General features: G+C 61.3%; 13 protein-coding genes. 9 read left to right on the top strand and 4 right to left on the bottom strand.

Annotated features, from left to right (window positions below):
* Positions 1–379 precede the first annotated feature (379 nt).
* From ACA041_RS17645 to ACA041_RS17610, 8 genes are all read left to right on the top strand, one after another.
* Positions 380–1,228: a transporter substrate-binding protein gene (locus ACA041_RS17645; protein WP_497434722.1), complete on the top strand. Its 849-nt coding sequence runs from the start codon at positions 380–382 to the stop codon at positions 1,226–1,228.
* A 52-nt stretch (positions 1,229–1,280) separates the two neighbouring features.
* Positions 1,281–1,943, top strand: a complete 663-nt coding sequence (locus ACA041_RS17640; protein WP_497434716.1) for an amino acid ABC transporter permease — start codon at positions 1,281–1,283, stop codon at positions 1,941–1,943.
* An 8-nt stretch (positions 1,944–1,951) separates the two neighbouring features.
* Positions 1,952–2,614, top strand: a complete 663-nt coding sequence (locus tag ACA041_RS17635; RefSeq protein WP_497434710.1) for an amino acid ABC transporter permease — start codon at positions 1,952–1,954, stop codon at positions 2,612–2,614.
* Positions 2,611–3,402, top strand: a complete 792-nt coding sequence (locus ACA041_RS17630; RefSeq protein WP_497434705.1) for an amino acid ABC transporter ATP-binding protein — start codon at positions 2,611–2,613, stop codon at positions 3,400–3,402. Before ACA041_RS17635 ends, ACA041_RS17630 begins: the two co-directional genes overlap by 4 nt.
* A gap of 31 nt (positions 3,403–3,433) precedes the next feature.
* Complete coding sequence (locus tag ACA041_RS17625; protein ID WP_497434700.1) at positions 3,434–3,823, top strand: RidA family protein; 390 nt, start codon at positions 3,434–3,436, stop codon at positions 3,821–3,823.
* 159 nt (positions 3,824–3,982) lie between these two features.
* On the top strand, positions 3,983–4,747 hold the full coding sequence (locus tag ACA041_RS17620) for an IclR family transcriptional regulator (protein ID WP_497434696.1): 765 nt from the start codon (positions 3,983–3,985) through the stop codon (positions 4,745–4,747).
* Positions 4,748–4,786: 39 nt separating this feature from the next.
* Positions 4,787–6,004, top strand: a complete 1,218-nt coding sequence (locus ACA041_RS17615) for an amino acid deaminase (RefSeq protein ID WP_497434691.1) — start codon at positions 4,787–4,789, stop codon at positions 6,002–6,004.
* Positions 6,005–6,161: 157 nt separating this feature from the next.
* A complete protein-coding gene (locus tag ACA041_RS17610; RefSeq protein WP_497434685.1) occupies positions 6,162–7,094 on the top strand; it encodes a sugar kinase in 933 nt (310 codons plus the stop codon).
* Between the two features lie 143 nt (positions 7,095–7,237).
* On the opposite strand, the gene ACA041_RS17605 is transcribed toward ACA041_RS17610, so the two are convergent.
* Both ACA041_RS17605 and ACA041_RS17600 read right to left on the bottom strand, forming a co-directional pair.
* The gene (locus tag ACA041_RS17605) at positions 7,238–7,513 is read right to left on the bottom strand and encodes a peptidylprolyl isomerase (protein WP_150581960.1); all 276 of its coding nucleotides are present in this window, start codon (positions 7,511–7,513) and stop codon (positions 7,238–7,240) included.
* A gap of 68 nt (positions 7,514–7,581) precedes the next feature.
* On the bottom strand, positions 7,582–10,119 hold the full coding sequence (locus tag ACA041_RS17600; RefSeq protein WP_497434682.1) for a PAS domain-containing hybrid sensor histidine kinase/response regulator: 2,538 nt from the start codon (positions 10,117–10,119) through the stop codon (positions 7,582–7,584).
* 119 nt (positions 10,120–10,238) lie between these two features.
* Here ACA041_RS17600 and ACA041_RS17595 point away from each other — a divergent pair, with 119 nt between their 5' ends.
* Positions 10,239–11,348, top strand: a complete 1,110-nt coding sequence (locus ACA041_RS17595) for a PilT/PilU family type 4a pilus ATPase (RefSeq protein ID WP_497434677.1) — start codon at positions 10,239–10,241, stop codon at positions 11,346–11,348.
* 124 nt (positions 11,349–11,472) lie between these two features.
* On the opposite strand, the gene ACA041_RS17590 is transcribed toward ACA041_RS17595, so the two are convergent.
* Together ACA041_RS17590 and ACA041_RS17585 are read right to left on the bottom strand one after the other, a co-directional pair.
* Positions 11,473–13,428, bottom strand: coding sequence for an acetoacetate--CoA ligase (locus ACA041_RS17590; RefSeq protein WP_497434671.1), 1,956 nt, complete (start codon positions 13,426–13,428; stop codon positions 11,473–11,475).
* A 98-nt stretch (positions 13,429–13,526) separates the two neighbouring features.
* Positions 13,527–14,300, bottom strand: coding sequence for a 3-hydroxybutyrate dehydrogenase (locus tag ACA041_RS17585; protein WP_497434667.1), 774 nt, complete (start codon positions 14,298–14,300; stop codon positions 13,527–13,529).

Here is a 14,300-nt window from a genome sequence, read left to right as displayed (position 1 = left end):
CATTAGACTGAGTTGGCCAATTCGACTCGGTCAAGTGTGGGGGGCTCACTCCCACATTATTAGACCGTGATCGTCAACACGACTCGGTCAACTGTGGGAGCGAGCCTGCTCGCGAATGCGATCTTTCAAACGACGCATGCCTCAGGTCCGAGCACCAAATGTGAACCTGATACCCGCCCTACGTAGCCAATGGTAGCGTTTTCATCTTGTGGTTTTGCGTAACATCTTTCCCGCACTCCGACACATCCCTCTGATTCAAATCGCTTTTCAATCTCCCCAACATCCCCTCCACAACCTGTGGCACACTTTCTGCTGTCTATTCCGTTGTTACATACCATGTTCCGGTATAGCGGAATACACATCACCTGGAGTGCTTGCCATGCATCGCCGACTTTCCTTGTTCAAAGCGTGTATTTTTCTCTTCGCGGCTTCGGCTGGTGCCATGGGGGTTGCCCAGGCAGCGGACAGCAAGCTCGACAGCGTGCTGGCCCGCGGGAAGTTGATCGTGGGTACGGGCAGTACCAATGCGCCGTGGCACTTCCAGGGCGCGGACGGCAAGTTGCAGGGTTTCGATATCGATATCGCGCGGATGGTGGCCAAGGGTTTGTTCAACGACCCGAGCAAGGTCGAGTTCGTGGTGCAGTCGTCCGATGCGCGAATTCCCAACCTGCTGACCGACAAGGTCGACATGAGTTGCCAGTTCATCACCGTCACCGCCAGCCGTGCCCAGCAGGTGGCGTTCACCCTGCCGTATTACCGTGAAGGCGTCGGCCTGTTGCTGCCGGCGAACAGCAAGTACAAGGAAATCGAAGACCTGAAAGCTGCCGGCGACAGCGTGACTGTGGCAGTGCTGCAGAACGTGTACGCCGAAGAACTGGTGCACCAGGCCTTGCCCAAGGCCAAGGTCGATCAATACGACAGCGTGGACTTGATGTATCAGGCGGTGAACTCGGGCCGTGCCGACGCCGCGGCTACCGACCAGTCGTCGGTCAAGTACCTGATGGTGCAGAACCAGGGTCGCTATCGCACTCCGGCTTACGCCTGGAGCCCGCAAACCTACGCCTGTGCGGTCAAGCGCGGCGATCAGGACTGGCTGAACTTCGTCAACACCGCCTTGCATGAAGCCATGACCGGCGTTGAGTTTCCGACCTACGCGGCCTCGTTCAAGCAGTGGTTCGGTGTCGACCTGCCTAGCCCGGCCATTGGTTTCCCCGTCGAATATAAATGATCCCGTGGGAGTGGGGCGCCCATGATGCGCCCCGCTCAAGGTACTGCTGACCATGAACTATCAGTTGAACTTTGCCGCCGTGTGGCGCGATTTCGACACCTTGCTGGTGGGGCTCGGTCTGGGCCTGCAGCTGGCGCTGGTGTCGATCGCGATCGGCTGCGTGATCGGCCTGCTGATGGCGTTTGCCTTGCTGTCCAGGCATCGCGCGTTGCGGGTGCTGGCGTCGGTGTATGTGACGGTGATCCGCAATACGCCGATCCTGGTGTTGATCCTGTTGATCTACTTCGCCTTGCCGAGCCTGGGGATTCGTCTGGACAAGATCCCGTCGTTCATCATCACCCTGTCGCTGTATGCCGGGGCGTACCTGACCGAGGTGTTTCGCGGCGGCCTGTTGAGCATTCCCAAGGGACAGCGCGAAGCGGGCCTCGCCATCGGGCTCGGCGAGTGGCAGGTCAAGGCCTACGTCACTGTGCCGGTGATGTTGCGCAATGTGTTGCCGGCGCTGTCGAACAACTTCATTTCGCTGTTCAAGGACACCTCCCTGGCGGCGGCGATTGCCGTGCCGGAGCTGACTTATTACGCGCGCAAGATCAATGTCGAGAGCTACCGGGTGATTGAAACCTGGATGGTCACTACAGCGCTCTATGTTGCGGCCTGTTACCTCATTGCCATGCTGCTGCGTTATCTCGAGCAGCGCCTGGCGATCCGCCGATAGGAGGCCCCATGTACGAATCCCCCAGTTGGTTGCATGAGTTATGGGTGGCGCGGGAGGTGCTGTGGCAGGGCTTTTTGACCAGCGTTCAGGTCTCGGCGCTGGCGATTCTGCTAGGCACGATGGTCGGCATCGTTGCGGGGCTGGTGCTGACCTATGGCAAGTTCTGGATGCGCGCGCCGTTTCGGTTCTACGTCGACATCATTCGCGGCACGCCGGTGTTCGTTCTGGTGCTGGCCTGCTTCTATATGGCGCCGGCACTGGGCTGGCAGATCAGCGCATTTCAGGCGGGCGCGTTGGGGCTGACGCTGTTTTGCGGCTCCCACGTCGCCGAGATCGTGCGCGGTGCGTTACAGGCGCTGCCCAGCGGCCAGATGGAAGCGAGCAAGGCCATTGGCCTGACGTTCTTCCAGTCGCTCGGCTACGTGTTGTTGCCCCAGGCGTTGCGGCAGATCCTGCCGACCTGGGTCAACTCGTCCACCGAGATCGTCAAGGCTTCGACGCTGTTGTCGGTGATCGGCGTGGCCGAGTTGCTGCTCAGCACTCAACAGGTCATTGCCCGGACCTTCATGACCCTGGAATTTTACCTGTTCGCCGGATTGCTGTTTTTTGTCATCAACTACGCCATCGAATTACTCGGCCGGCACATTGAAAAGCGGGTGGCCCTGCCATGACTCAACCTGATAGCGCTCAAAACGCTCAACCCCTGCTGGACATTCGCGGGTTGCACAAAAAGTACGGCCAGCTCGAAGTGCTCAAGGGCGTCGACCTGACCATGCAGCGTGGCAACGTCGTGACGCTGATCGGCTCCAGCGGTTCGGGCAAGACCACGCTGCTGCGTTGCGTGAACATGCTCGAAGAATTTCAGGGCGGGCAGATCCTGCTCGATGGCGAATCCATCGGCTATGACGAGGCCAACGGCAAGCGCGTGCGGCACCCGGAAAAAGTGATCGCCCGTCATCGTGCGATGACCGGCATGGCGTTCCAGCAATTCAACCTGTTTCCGCACCTGACGGCCTTGCAGAACGTGACCCTCGGTCTGCTCAAGGTTAAAAAGCTGCACAAGGATGAAGCGGTGGCGCTGGCGGAAAAATGGCTGGATCGGGTCGGCCTGCTGGAGCGGCGCGATCATTACCCCGGTCAGTTGTCCGGCGGTCAGCAACAGCGCGTGGCGATTGCCCGGGCGATTGCGATGAACCCGAGCCTGATGCTGTTCGACGAAGTGACCTCGGCCCTCGACCCGGAACTGGTGGGCGAAGTGTTGAACGTGATCAAGGGCCTGGCCGAAGACGGCATGACCATGCTGCTGGTGACTCACGAAATGCGCTTCGCCTTCGAGGTCTCGGACAAGATCGTGTTCATGAATCAGGGGCGGATCGAAGAGCAGGGGCCGCCCAAGGAATTGTTCGAGCGCCCGCAATCGCCGCGACTGGCGGAATTTCTCAAGAACACGCGCTTTTAAATTTTTCATATTTCAATCAGGAGAAACACTCATGAACATTACCCGTTACGGCACCGGCAGCACCGCCGGTGGCGGCCAGCCCCGTCCTTTTGCCCGCGCCGTCGAAGCTGATGGCTGGCTGCACGTGTCCGGCCAGGTGCCGGCGGTGGATGGCGAGATCATTGCGGGCGGCATCGTCGAGCAGACCCACCAGACCATGAAAAACCTGATCGCGATTCTCCAAGAGGCCGGTTATGGCCTGGAAGATGTGGTGCGCACCGGCGTGTGGCTGGAAGATCCGCGGGATTTCTGGAGTTTCAACAAGGTGTTTTCCGAGTATTTCAAAAGCGAGCACGCTCCGGCCCGGGCTTGTGTGCAGGCGAGCATGATGGTCGATTGCAAGGTTGAAATTGATTGTATCGCGTACAAGAAAAAGGCCTGAGATTGGCGGTGAATGCTTCGCGAGCAGGCTCGCTCCCACAGGGGAATGCACTCCAATGTGGGAGCGAGCCGGCTCCGGGCGGCGTTCCGACGAAGGCGGCCTAACGGTCGCCACCACACTCTGGTTAAACTCCCGGCATTTTAAATGGGACCTGAAGCAATGACCGAAGACACCATCAAGCGCCGGGCGCGCGGTCTTGACCGGGCGTTCGATATCCTCGATTTCCTCAAGGAAATCGGCCAACCCTTGCGCCCGAATGAAATCGCCAGCGGCATCGGCAGCCCGAAATCCACGGTCTACGAACTGGTCGCCTCGTTGCTGGAGCGGCGCATTCTGGAGCCCGTGGGCAAGGACGGCCACGTCTACCTCGGCCGTCAACTGTACTTCCTCGGGCAGGCGCATCTGCGTCATTTCGACCTCACCCGCGAGGCCGATCACGCGTTGCAGGAGATCGTCAGCCAGACCCATGAAACCGCGCAGATGTGCCTGCTCAACGGGCGCAAATACACCGTGGCACTGATGAAGGAGGGCGAGCGGCATTTCCGCATTTCCTCGGACATCGGTGAAAACGCGCCGATCCCCTGGACCGCTTCCGGACGCTTGCTGCTGGCGCACCTGAGCGACCAGGCAATCATCGACCTGATCGACCAGGATGACTTCATTCTGCCCAGTGGCGAGCGTTTGCCGCTGGAACAGTTTCTCAAGGAAATCCGTCAGGCGGGTATCGACGGGTTCTTCTCCTTCGACAGCGTCGCCGACACCTTCACCCATTGCTTCGCCGCGCCGGTCAAAGACCCCGACGGCGTGGCTATTGCTACGCTGTGCATTGTCGCCCCGCGGGCCGATGCCAGGAACAATTACAACGACTATCGCCGGGTGCTGATCGACAGCGCCAATAGCCTGGCCCGTCGCATCAACGAATAAAAGCGGCTGCTGGCGGCCGCGAATGTGAGGAGCTCGACCATGTATTCTGCCAAAACTACTGCCGCCGTGGAGAAGGGCTTCGCCCACACGGGCGCCAACCTGGTGCGCGACGTCAGCCTGCCCGCGCTGGTGCTGCATCGCGACGCGCTGGAACACAACATTCGCTGGATGCAGGCCTTTGTCAGCAACAGCGGCGCGCAACTGGCGCCCCACGGAAAAACCAGCATGACGCCGGCGCTGTTCCGCCGCCAACTCGACGCCGGAGCCTGGGGCATCACCCTGGCCAGCGCTACCCAGACCCGTGCGGCTTACGCCCATGGTGTGCACCGGGTATTGATGGCCAATCAGCTGGTCGGTACGCCGAACATGATGCTGATCGCCGATCTGCTGGCGGACCCGGCGTTCGACTTTTATTGCATGGTCGATCACCCGGACAACGTCGCCGATCTCGGGGCGTACTTCGCCTCGCGCGGCGTGCGGCTGAATGTGATGATCGAGTACGGCGTGGTCGGTGGTCGTTGTGGGTGCCGCACGGAACAGGAAGTGCTGGCACTGGCCAAGGCCATCGCCGCGCAACCGGCCCTGGCACTGACCGGAATCGAAGGCTACGAAGGGGTGATACACGGTGATCACGCCGAGAGCGGCATTCGCGCATTCGCCGCCTCGCTGGTACGTCTTGCCGTGCAACTGCAGGACAGCGGTGCGTTTGCCATCGCCAAACCGATCATTACCGCCTCGGGGTCGGCCTGGTACGACCTGATCGCCGAATCCTTCGAAGCCCAGAATGCCGGCGGACGCTTCCTCAGCGTGTTGCGTCCCGGCAGCTATGTGGCCCACGACCACGGCATCTATAAAGAAGCGCAGTGCTGCGTACTCGACCGTCGCAGTGACCTGCACGAAGGCCTGCGCCCGGCGCTGGAAGTCTGGGCTCACGTGCAGTCGTTGCCGGAGCCGGGGTTCGCGGTGATCGCCCTGGGCAAGCGCGACGTGGCCTACGACGCCGGGTTACCGGTGCCGCTGCGGCGTTACAAGGCTGGCGTGGTGCCGGCGACGGGCGATGACGTCGGTGCCTGCAAGGTCACGGCGGTGATGGACCAGCATGCCTTCATGACCGTGGCGCCGGGGGTCGAGTTGCGGGTAGGGGACATCATTTCCTTTGGTACTTCCCATCCGTGCCTGACGTTCGACAAGTGGCGTGTGGGGTGTCTGGTGGATGAGCAGCTGAATGTGATCGAGACCATGGAAACCTGTTTCTAAGGCTTGATACCGTGGCGCGGCTATCGCGAGCAAGCTCGCTCCCACAGGGATTGGTGGTGAACATTAAATTTATGTTCAACACACGCACCTGTGGGAGCGAGCTTGCTCGCGAAGGCGGCCGGCCAGACAATCCAGGAATCACTGAGTACACACCAACATGAACACCATCAACACCCTCGGCCCCCACACCCCGCGCATCGCCCTGATCGGCGAATGCATGATCGAGTTGCAGCAACACGCCGACGGCAGTCTGCAACAGAGCTTCGGTGGTGACACCTTGAACACGGCGGTCTACCTGTCCCGGGAGCTGGGCGAGGGCGGCTCGGTGGACTACGTCACGGCCCTGGGCGACGACAGTTTCAGCGATGCCATGTGCCAGCGCTGGGCTGCGGAAAACATCGGCCTGGGCATGGTCCAGCGCTTGCCGGGGCGTTTGCCCGGTCTGTATTGCATCCAGACGGATGCGGCCGGCGAGCGCCGGTTTCTCTACTGGCGCAACGAGGCGGCCGTTCGCGATTGCTTCACCACCCCGGCCGCCGCACCGATCCTGGCAGCGCTGCCGGATTACGACGTGCTGTATTTCAGCGGCATCACCCTGGCGGTACTCGGTGCGCAGGGGCGGGAGAAGTTGCTGGAAACCCTGATCGAGGCCCGGCAGCGGGACGCGCGGATCGTGTTCGACAACAACTTCCGGCCACGGTTGTGGGCCTCGATCGAAGACGCGCGGATGGCGTATCGCAGTGTTCTGCCGTATGTCGACCTGGCGTTGCTGACCGTGGACGACGAGCAGGCGCTGTTTCATTTTGCTGATTGCGAAGCGGTGTTTGCCGCTTACGAGCAGATCGGCACACCGGAAGTGGTGCTCAAGCGCGGTGCCGAGGCGTGTCTGATTCGCTGTGCTGGCGAGTCGTTCGAAGTGCCGGCGCAGGTGGTCGAGCGGGTGGTGGACACCACGGCGGCGGGGGATTCGTTCAGTGCGGCGTATTTGGCCAGTCGCTTGAGGGGTGGCAGTCCGGTTGATGCCGCGCAGGCCGGGCATCGGTTGGCGAGCCGGGTGATTCAAGTGCCGGGGGCGTTGATTCCAAAGTAGAAGGTGAATGGCCGCTGGCTGCGCCATCGGTTCGCGAGCAGGCTCGCTCCCACATTGGATCTCCAGTGGACACATCAATTGTGCATACCACCGGCCAAATGTGGGAGCGAGCCTGCTCGCGAAGAGGCCCTTGAACCAACCGCTCAATCCCGATAAAACACCTGCACCAGGTGATACCCGAACTTGCTCTTGACCGGCCCATGCACCACCCGCAGCGGTTTTTTGAAGATCACGGCATCGATCACGCCAACCATCTGCCCGGGCCGCACTTCACCCAGGTCGCCGCCGCGCTTGCCGGACGGGCAGGTCGAGTATTTCCTGGCCAGGACATCGAAGGCTTCACCCTTGGCGATGCGTTGTTTGAGCTGCTCGGCTTCTTCCGAGGTCTTCACCAGAATATGGCGGGCTTGAGCTTTCATTGGGGCAGGTACCTTGCAACGGTGGTGGCTATGTTGGTGGCAGCGGGGGCGCGCGATTATGCCTCAACTCACTGCGGTTGACCGATCATTGCGCGAATCTTGTTGGCCAGCAGGTCGATGGAAAAGGGCTTGGCCACCATGTCCATGCCTTCTTCGAGGAAGCCCTGGCGTTCGGCGGCTTTCTCCGCGTAACCGGTCATGAACAGCACCTTGAGATCCGGCCGATGCTGGCGCGCGATTTCCGCCAGTTGCCGCCCGTTCATCCCCGGCAGCCCGACATCGGTCACCAACAGATCGACCCGCAGGTCGGATTCGAGCAAGGGCAGGGCGGTCTTCGCGTCTTCGGCTTCATGGGCGTGATAACCCAGCTCGTTGAGCAGGTCGAACACCAGCATGCGCACCGCCGGATCATCTTCCACCAGCACCACGGTTTCACCGGCAATCGCCGGTGGCGCCTCGCTGGTGACCGGCGACAAGGCCGGGTCCGGCACGGCGACGTACAGCCGCGGCAGGTACAGACGCACACTGGTGCCCTGGCCCGGCAGGCTGAACAGGCTGACATGGCCACCCGACTGCTGGGCGAAACCGTAGATCATCGACAACCCCAGGCCGGTGCCCTGGCCAATGGGCTTGGTGGTGAAGAACGGATCGAAGGCCTTGGCCAGTACCGAGGGCGTCATGCCGGTGCCGTTGTCGCTGACGGCGATCATCAGGTAATCCCCGGCCTTGACCGGCTCCACGGTGGTGATGTCACTGCCGTCAAGATAAACGTTGGCGGTTTCGATCAGCAATTGGCCGCCATCGGGCATCGCATCCCGGGCGTTGATCACCAGGTTGAGCAGGGCGTTTTCCAACTGACTGACGTCGGTGCTGACCCGCCAGATTTCCTCGGCCAGTTGCAGTTTGAGCTCGATGTGGTCGCCCTTGGTGCGGCTGAGCAGGTCTTCCAGGGAATGGATCAACTCATTGGCATTGAGCGGTTTGCGATCCAGTGACTGGCGCCGGGAGAACGCCAGCAGGCGATGGGTCAGGGCCGCAGCGCGTTTGGCCGAGGACACCGCTGCTTCAGTGAAGCGGCCGATTTCCTCAGTCCGCCCTTCGGCGATATAACGCTGCATCAGGTCGAGGCTGCCGATGATCCCGGTGAGCATATTGTTGAAGTCATGGGCGATGCCGCCGGTGAGCTGGCCCACCGCTTCCATTTTCTGCGCATGGCGCAACGCTTCTTCGGCGCGTTCGCGTTCGAACATCTCGTTGAGCAGTTTCTCGTTGGCTTCGGCCAGTTGGCGGGTGCGGGCGCTGACACGTTCTTCGAGGGTTTCGTTGAGATTGCGCAGGGCTTCTTCGGTCTGTTTGCGCTCGGTTTCGTCGATCACGAAGATGTAGAAGCCATTCACCGCACCATCCGGGCCGTGACGCGGCAGGTAATTCATCAAGGCCTGACGCAGGCTGCCATCACGATGGGCGGCGCTGATACTGAAGCAGCAAGCCTTGCCCGCCAGTGCTTCGGCAATGTATCCGGCGCGCAACGCGTAGGCCTCTTCGCCCAGTACGTCGCGAACCGTCCGGCCGTAGAGTTCCTGGGGCGTCAGACCGTACCAATCGAGGTAAGCGGCGTTGTTCAGGCGAAAACGCTCCTCGCTGTCGACGTAACTGATCAGGATCGGCATGGCGTTGATGATCAGTTGCAGCTCGGTCTGGCTCTGGCGCAGGGCCTGCTCGGTCAGTTTGCGTTCGGTCAGGTCCAGGGCGGCCCCCAGGAAACGGATTGGCCGGCCATGGTGGTCCTTGTAGCAACGACCCCGGGCAAACACCCAGCGCAAGCGACCGTCGGGTTGCAGCAAGCGATACTCTTCGGCGTATTCGGTGCCCTGGGTGATGGAGTGCTTGATGCTGCGGGTGACCATGGCGCGATCTTCCGGGTGCACGGCATGCAGATAGTCACTGATGGGCAACTGGCTGGCGCGCAGAGGGTCGACGCCGTGCAACTGGGCGAAGTGGGTGTCGGCAATGAAACGGTCTTCACTGATGTCCCAGTCCCAGGTGCCGACGGCATCGGTGGCCGCCAGGGCCAATTGCAGACGCTCCTCGGTTTCGTGCTGGGCCTTGAGGCTGGCTGCCGAGCGCTGTTCCAGCTCGAGGGCGATGCGCCGGCGCTCGTTGGTTTCGATGGCGGTGACCAGAATCCCGGCGACCTGGGCGCTTTCGTCGCGAATGGGGCTGTAGGTCAGGTCCAGCCAGAAGTCGAAATCCTGGCCTTCGCGCTGCAAAGTGAAGCGCTGCTCACTGTAGGTTCGCACTTGCCCTTGCAGGACGGCGCTGTAAATCGGATCGGTAAAGTCTTTGAGTTCTGGCCAGATCTGGTGGGTGGGTTGTCCGAAAGCGTGTGGATGCTTGCTGCCGGCCAGCAGGGCAAAGCCATCATTATAGATCTGCGTCAGTTGCGGGCCCCACAGCAACAGCATGGGCATCGGCGAATGAATTACGATGTCCACGGCGGTGCGCAAGCTCTGCGGCCAGTTGATGGCAGTGCCCAGCGCTGTGCCTGTCCAGTCGAGTCTGGCGATCAAGGCCTGGGCATCGCTGCCGGTCGGTGATGCGTTCATCAAATTGTCCTGCACTAAGTCGGTATGGCGGCGTCTACTATCCTTGCATGACGGTAGGCGCTGGATGACCTGTTTTGGGTCATTTTCACTCATTGAATGCTTCGCGGATGCTTTTTGCCATGGAAATCGATGCGCTGTTGAAAGTTCTGGCCCACCAGAATGGCTCCGATCTATACCTGTCCACGGGTGCACCACCTGGCGCACGCTTCGATGGCGTGCTCAAACCCTTGGCCGAGCGGCCGTTCAAACCCGGGGAAATCGCAGCCATTGCAGCATCCCTCATGGACGCCGAACAACGTCTGGAGTTCGATCGGGAACTGGAGATGAACCTGGCGATCTCGCTGGCGGGTGTCGGGCGCTTTCGGGTCAACATTTTCAAGCAGCGCAACGAAGTGTCGATCGTGGCGCGCAACGTCAAACTCGACATTCCGCGCTTCGAAGACCTCAATTTACCCCCGGTGTTGCTCGAAACGGTGATGCTCAAGCAAGGGCTGATGCTCTTCGTCGGCGCCACCGGCTCCGGCAAGTCGACCTCGCTGGCGGCACTGATCGATTATCGCAACCGCCACAGCAGTGGCCATATCATTACCATCGAAGATCCGGTCGAGTACATCCATCGGCACAAGAAGTCGATCATCAACCAGCGCGAGGTCGGCGTCGATACCCGCAGTTTTCATGCGGCGTTGAAAAATACCCTGCGCCAGGCACCGGACGTGGTGTTGATCGGCGAAATCCGCGACCGCGAGACCATGGAGCACGCCCTCGCGTTTGCCGATACCGGCCATCTGGTGATCTCCACCTTGCATGCGCACAACGCCAATCAGGCGCTGGACCGGATCATCAACTTCTTCCCCGAAGAGCGTCGCGCGCAGCTGCTCAATGATCTGGGTAATAACCTCAAGGCCTTCGTTTCCCAGCGCCTGGTGCCCACTCGGGAAGGTCACCGTCGGGCTGCGGTGGAGGTGATGCTGGGCTCGCCGACGATCGGCGATCTGATCCGGCGCAACGAGTTTGCCGAACTCAAGGGCATCATGGAAAAGTCGCAGGAGTTGGGGATGCAGACGTTCGACGGGGCGCTTTACGCGTTGGTCGTGGAGGGGGCGATCGATGAGGAAGAGGCGTTGAAGCATGCGGATTCGGTGAACAACTTGCGATTGCGCTTGAAGTTGCATGCCGAAACGTCCCCGGGACCCCATGCCGCGCCCGGTGAATGGGGGTTAATGGACTGATGCAAGCAGCGACAATCAACTGTGGGAGCGAGCTTGCTCGCGATGACGGTGTGTCAGTCGACATCAACATTGGCTGACACGGCGCCATCGCGAGCAAGCTCGCTCCCACAGTAGATCTACGGCGTCAGTCGTTGAGTTCGGGGCGATTGCGAAATTGCTCCAGCGCCTCGGGATTGGCCAGGGCATCGGTGTTCTTCACCGGTTGCCCATGCACCACATTGCGCACGGCCAGTTCGACCACCTTGCCACTGATGGTCCGTGGAATGTCCGTCACCGCCACGATCTTCGCCGGCACATGCCGCGGGGTGGTGTTGGCGCGGATCACCTGGCGGATCTGCTGTTGCAGTGCTTCGTCCAGCTCGACCCCGTCGTTCAGGCGTACGAACAGGACCACCCGCACATCATCCTGCCACTGTTGGCCGATGGCCACGCTGTCGAGCACTTGCGCAACCTTCTCCACCTGACGGTAGATTTCCGCCGTGCCAATGCGCACGCCGCCCGGGTTGAGCACCGCGTCCGAGCGCCCGTGGATCGTCATCGCGCCATGCGCCAACTGTTCGGCGTAATCACCCTGGGCCCAGACCCCGGGGAACAGACTGAAGTACGACGCGCGCAGCTTTTCCCCGCTGGCGTCGTTCCACAAGCCAACGGGCATCGCCGGGAAGTGCCGGGTGCAGACCAGTTCGCCTTTTTGCCCAATGACCGGCTTGCCCGCATCGTTCCAGACCTCGACGGCCATGCCCAGGCTCTTGCCCTGTATTTCGCCGCGACGAACCGGCAACAGCGGATTGCCGTTCACAAAGCACGACACGACATCGGTGCCACCGGACATCGAGGCCAGGCACAGGTCGGGCTTGAAGTCGCGGTACACGTAGTCGTAGCACTGGGGCGACAGCGCGGAACCGGTGCACAGCAGGATTTTCAGACTGCCCAGGTCATGGCTCTGCCGGGGCTTGACGCCATTGCTTTCCAGGGTCGCAAGGTACTTGGGGCTGGTGCCGAACACGCTGATGCGTTCATCGTCGATCAGATCGACCAGGCGCTCGGGACCGGGATGAAAGGGTGAGCCGTCATACAGCACCACGGCGCTGCCCACCGCCAGGGCCGAGACCAGCCAGTTCCACATCATCCAGCCGCAGGTGGTGTAGTAGAACAATCGATCGCCAGGACCGAGGTCGCAATGCAGGCCATGCTCCTTGACGTGTTGCAGCAGCACGCCGCCGGTGCTGTGGATGATGCATTTGGGGACGCCGGTGGTGCCGCTCGAATACAGGATGTACAGCGGATGAGCGAAGGGCACGGGGACGAAATCCGGCTCGCCGCCAGGCGCGTAGAAATCCTCCCAGAGCGTGACGTTGGCCGGGGTCTGGAACGCTTCGATGCGCGCCTTTGGCCGTGCGTAAGGGACGACGACCAGCTGCTGCAAGGACGGCAGTTGCGCGAGTATTTCGTTGATCTTGGCGCTCTGGTCGATCTCTTTGCCAGCGTAGCGATAGCCGGCGCAGGTGATCAGTACTTTCGGCTCGATCTGGCCGAAGCGATCGACCACGCCCTGGGTGCCGAAGTCTGGCGAGGAGCAGGACCAGATCGCGCCGAGACTGGTGGTGGCGAGCATGGCCACCAGGGTTTGCCAGGTGTTCGGCATGCACGCGGCCACGCGGTCGCCAAGGCCGACACCGGCGGCGATCAGACTGTTCTGGAAGCCGGCGACATGCTCCGCCAGTTCGGCCCAGGTCAGCTGTTCACGCTGACCGTTTTCTCCAATGGCCACCACCGCCACCGCATCGTCGCGACGGCGCAGCAGGTGTTCGGCGAAGTTCAGGGTGGCCCCGGGGAACCACTGGGCGCTGGGCATTTGCGCGCCTTCGACCAGCACGGCGTCGGGCTGGTCGTGAAAGCGGATATCGAAGAAATCGACGATGGCCTGCCAGAAGTCTACCCGCTGATCGATGGACCATTGGTGCAGGGCGGGGTAGTCGGCGACATCGAGGTGGTGTCGCTGATTGATGAAGCGCCGGAAGGCGTCCATGCGGGTCTTGCCGATGCGCTCGGCGCCGGGTTGCCAAAGGATGTCGGACATGGCTTGCCTCTTTATTTTTATGCTTACACTCAGGCTATTGTGGAGCTGATTTTGTGGCGAGGGAGCTTGCTCCCTCGCCACAGGGGTCGAATGGCTGGTTACTGCGCCAACCACCCACCATCGATATTCCACGCCGCGCCCCGCACCTGGCTGCCGGCCTCGCTGCATAGAAACAGTACCAGCTCGCCCAGTTGCGGCGGTGTCACGAACTCCACGGACGGTTGCTTTTCGGCCAGCAAGTCATGCTGCGCCTTTTGCGGCTCGACACCGGTGGCGATGCGATCATCGATCTGCTTCTGCACCAGCGGCGTCAGTACCCAACCCGGGCAGATGGCGTTGCAGGTGATGTTCGTTTTGGCTGTTTCCAGCCCGACCACTTTGGTCAAGCCGATCACCCCATGCTTGGCCGCCACGTAGGCCGACTTGCCCACCGACCCGACCAGCCCGTGCACCGAGGCGATATTGATCACCCGTCCCCAGCCTTTGGCGCGCATGCCTGGCAGGCTCAGGCGCGTACTGTGGAACACCGACGACAAATTGATCGCAATGATCGAATCCCAACGCTCTTCGGGAAAGTCTTCCACTGCCGCCACGTGCTGGATACCGGCGTTGTTGACCAGGATGTCCACGCCGCCGAACTCGCGCTCGGCGTAGGCGATCATCTCGGCAATCTGTGCCGGGTCGCTGACATCGGCTGGATGATGGCCGACCTTGCCGCCGAACTGTTCGACTTCGGCTATCACTTTGGATGCATCGCCGAAACCGTTGAGGATCAGATTGGCGCCGGCCTTGGCCAGGCTCAGGGCGATGCCCAGGCCGATGCCGCTGGTGGAACCGGTGACCAGTGCTGTCTTGCCTGAAAGAGTTGTCAT

The organism is Pseudomonas sp. LBUM1676 (genome assembly GCF_059695605.1).
This window is presented reverse-complemented; position numbering and strand designations above follow the sequence as displayed.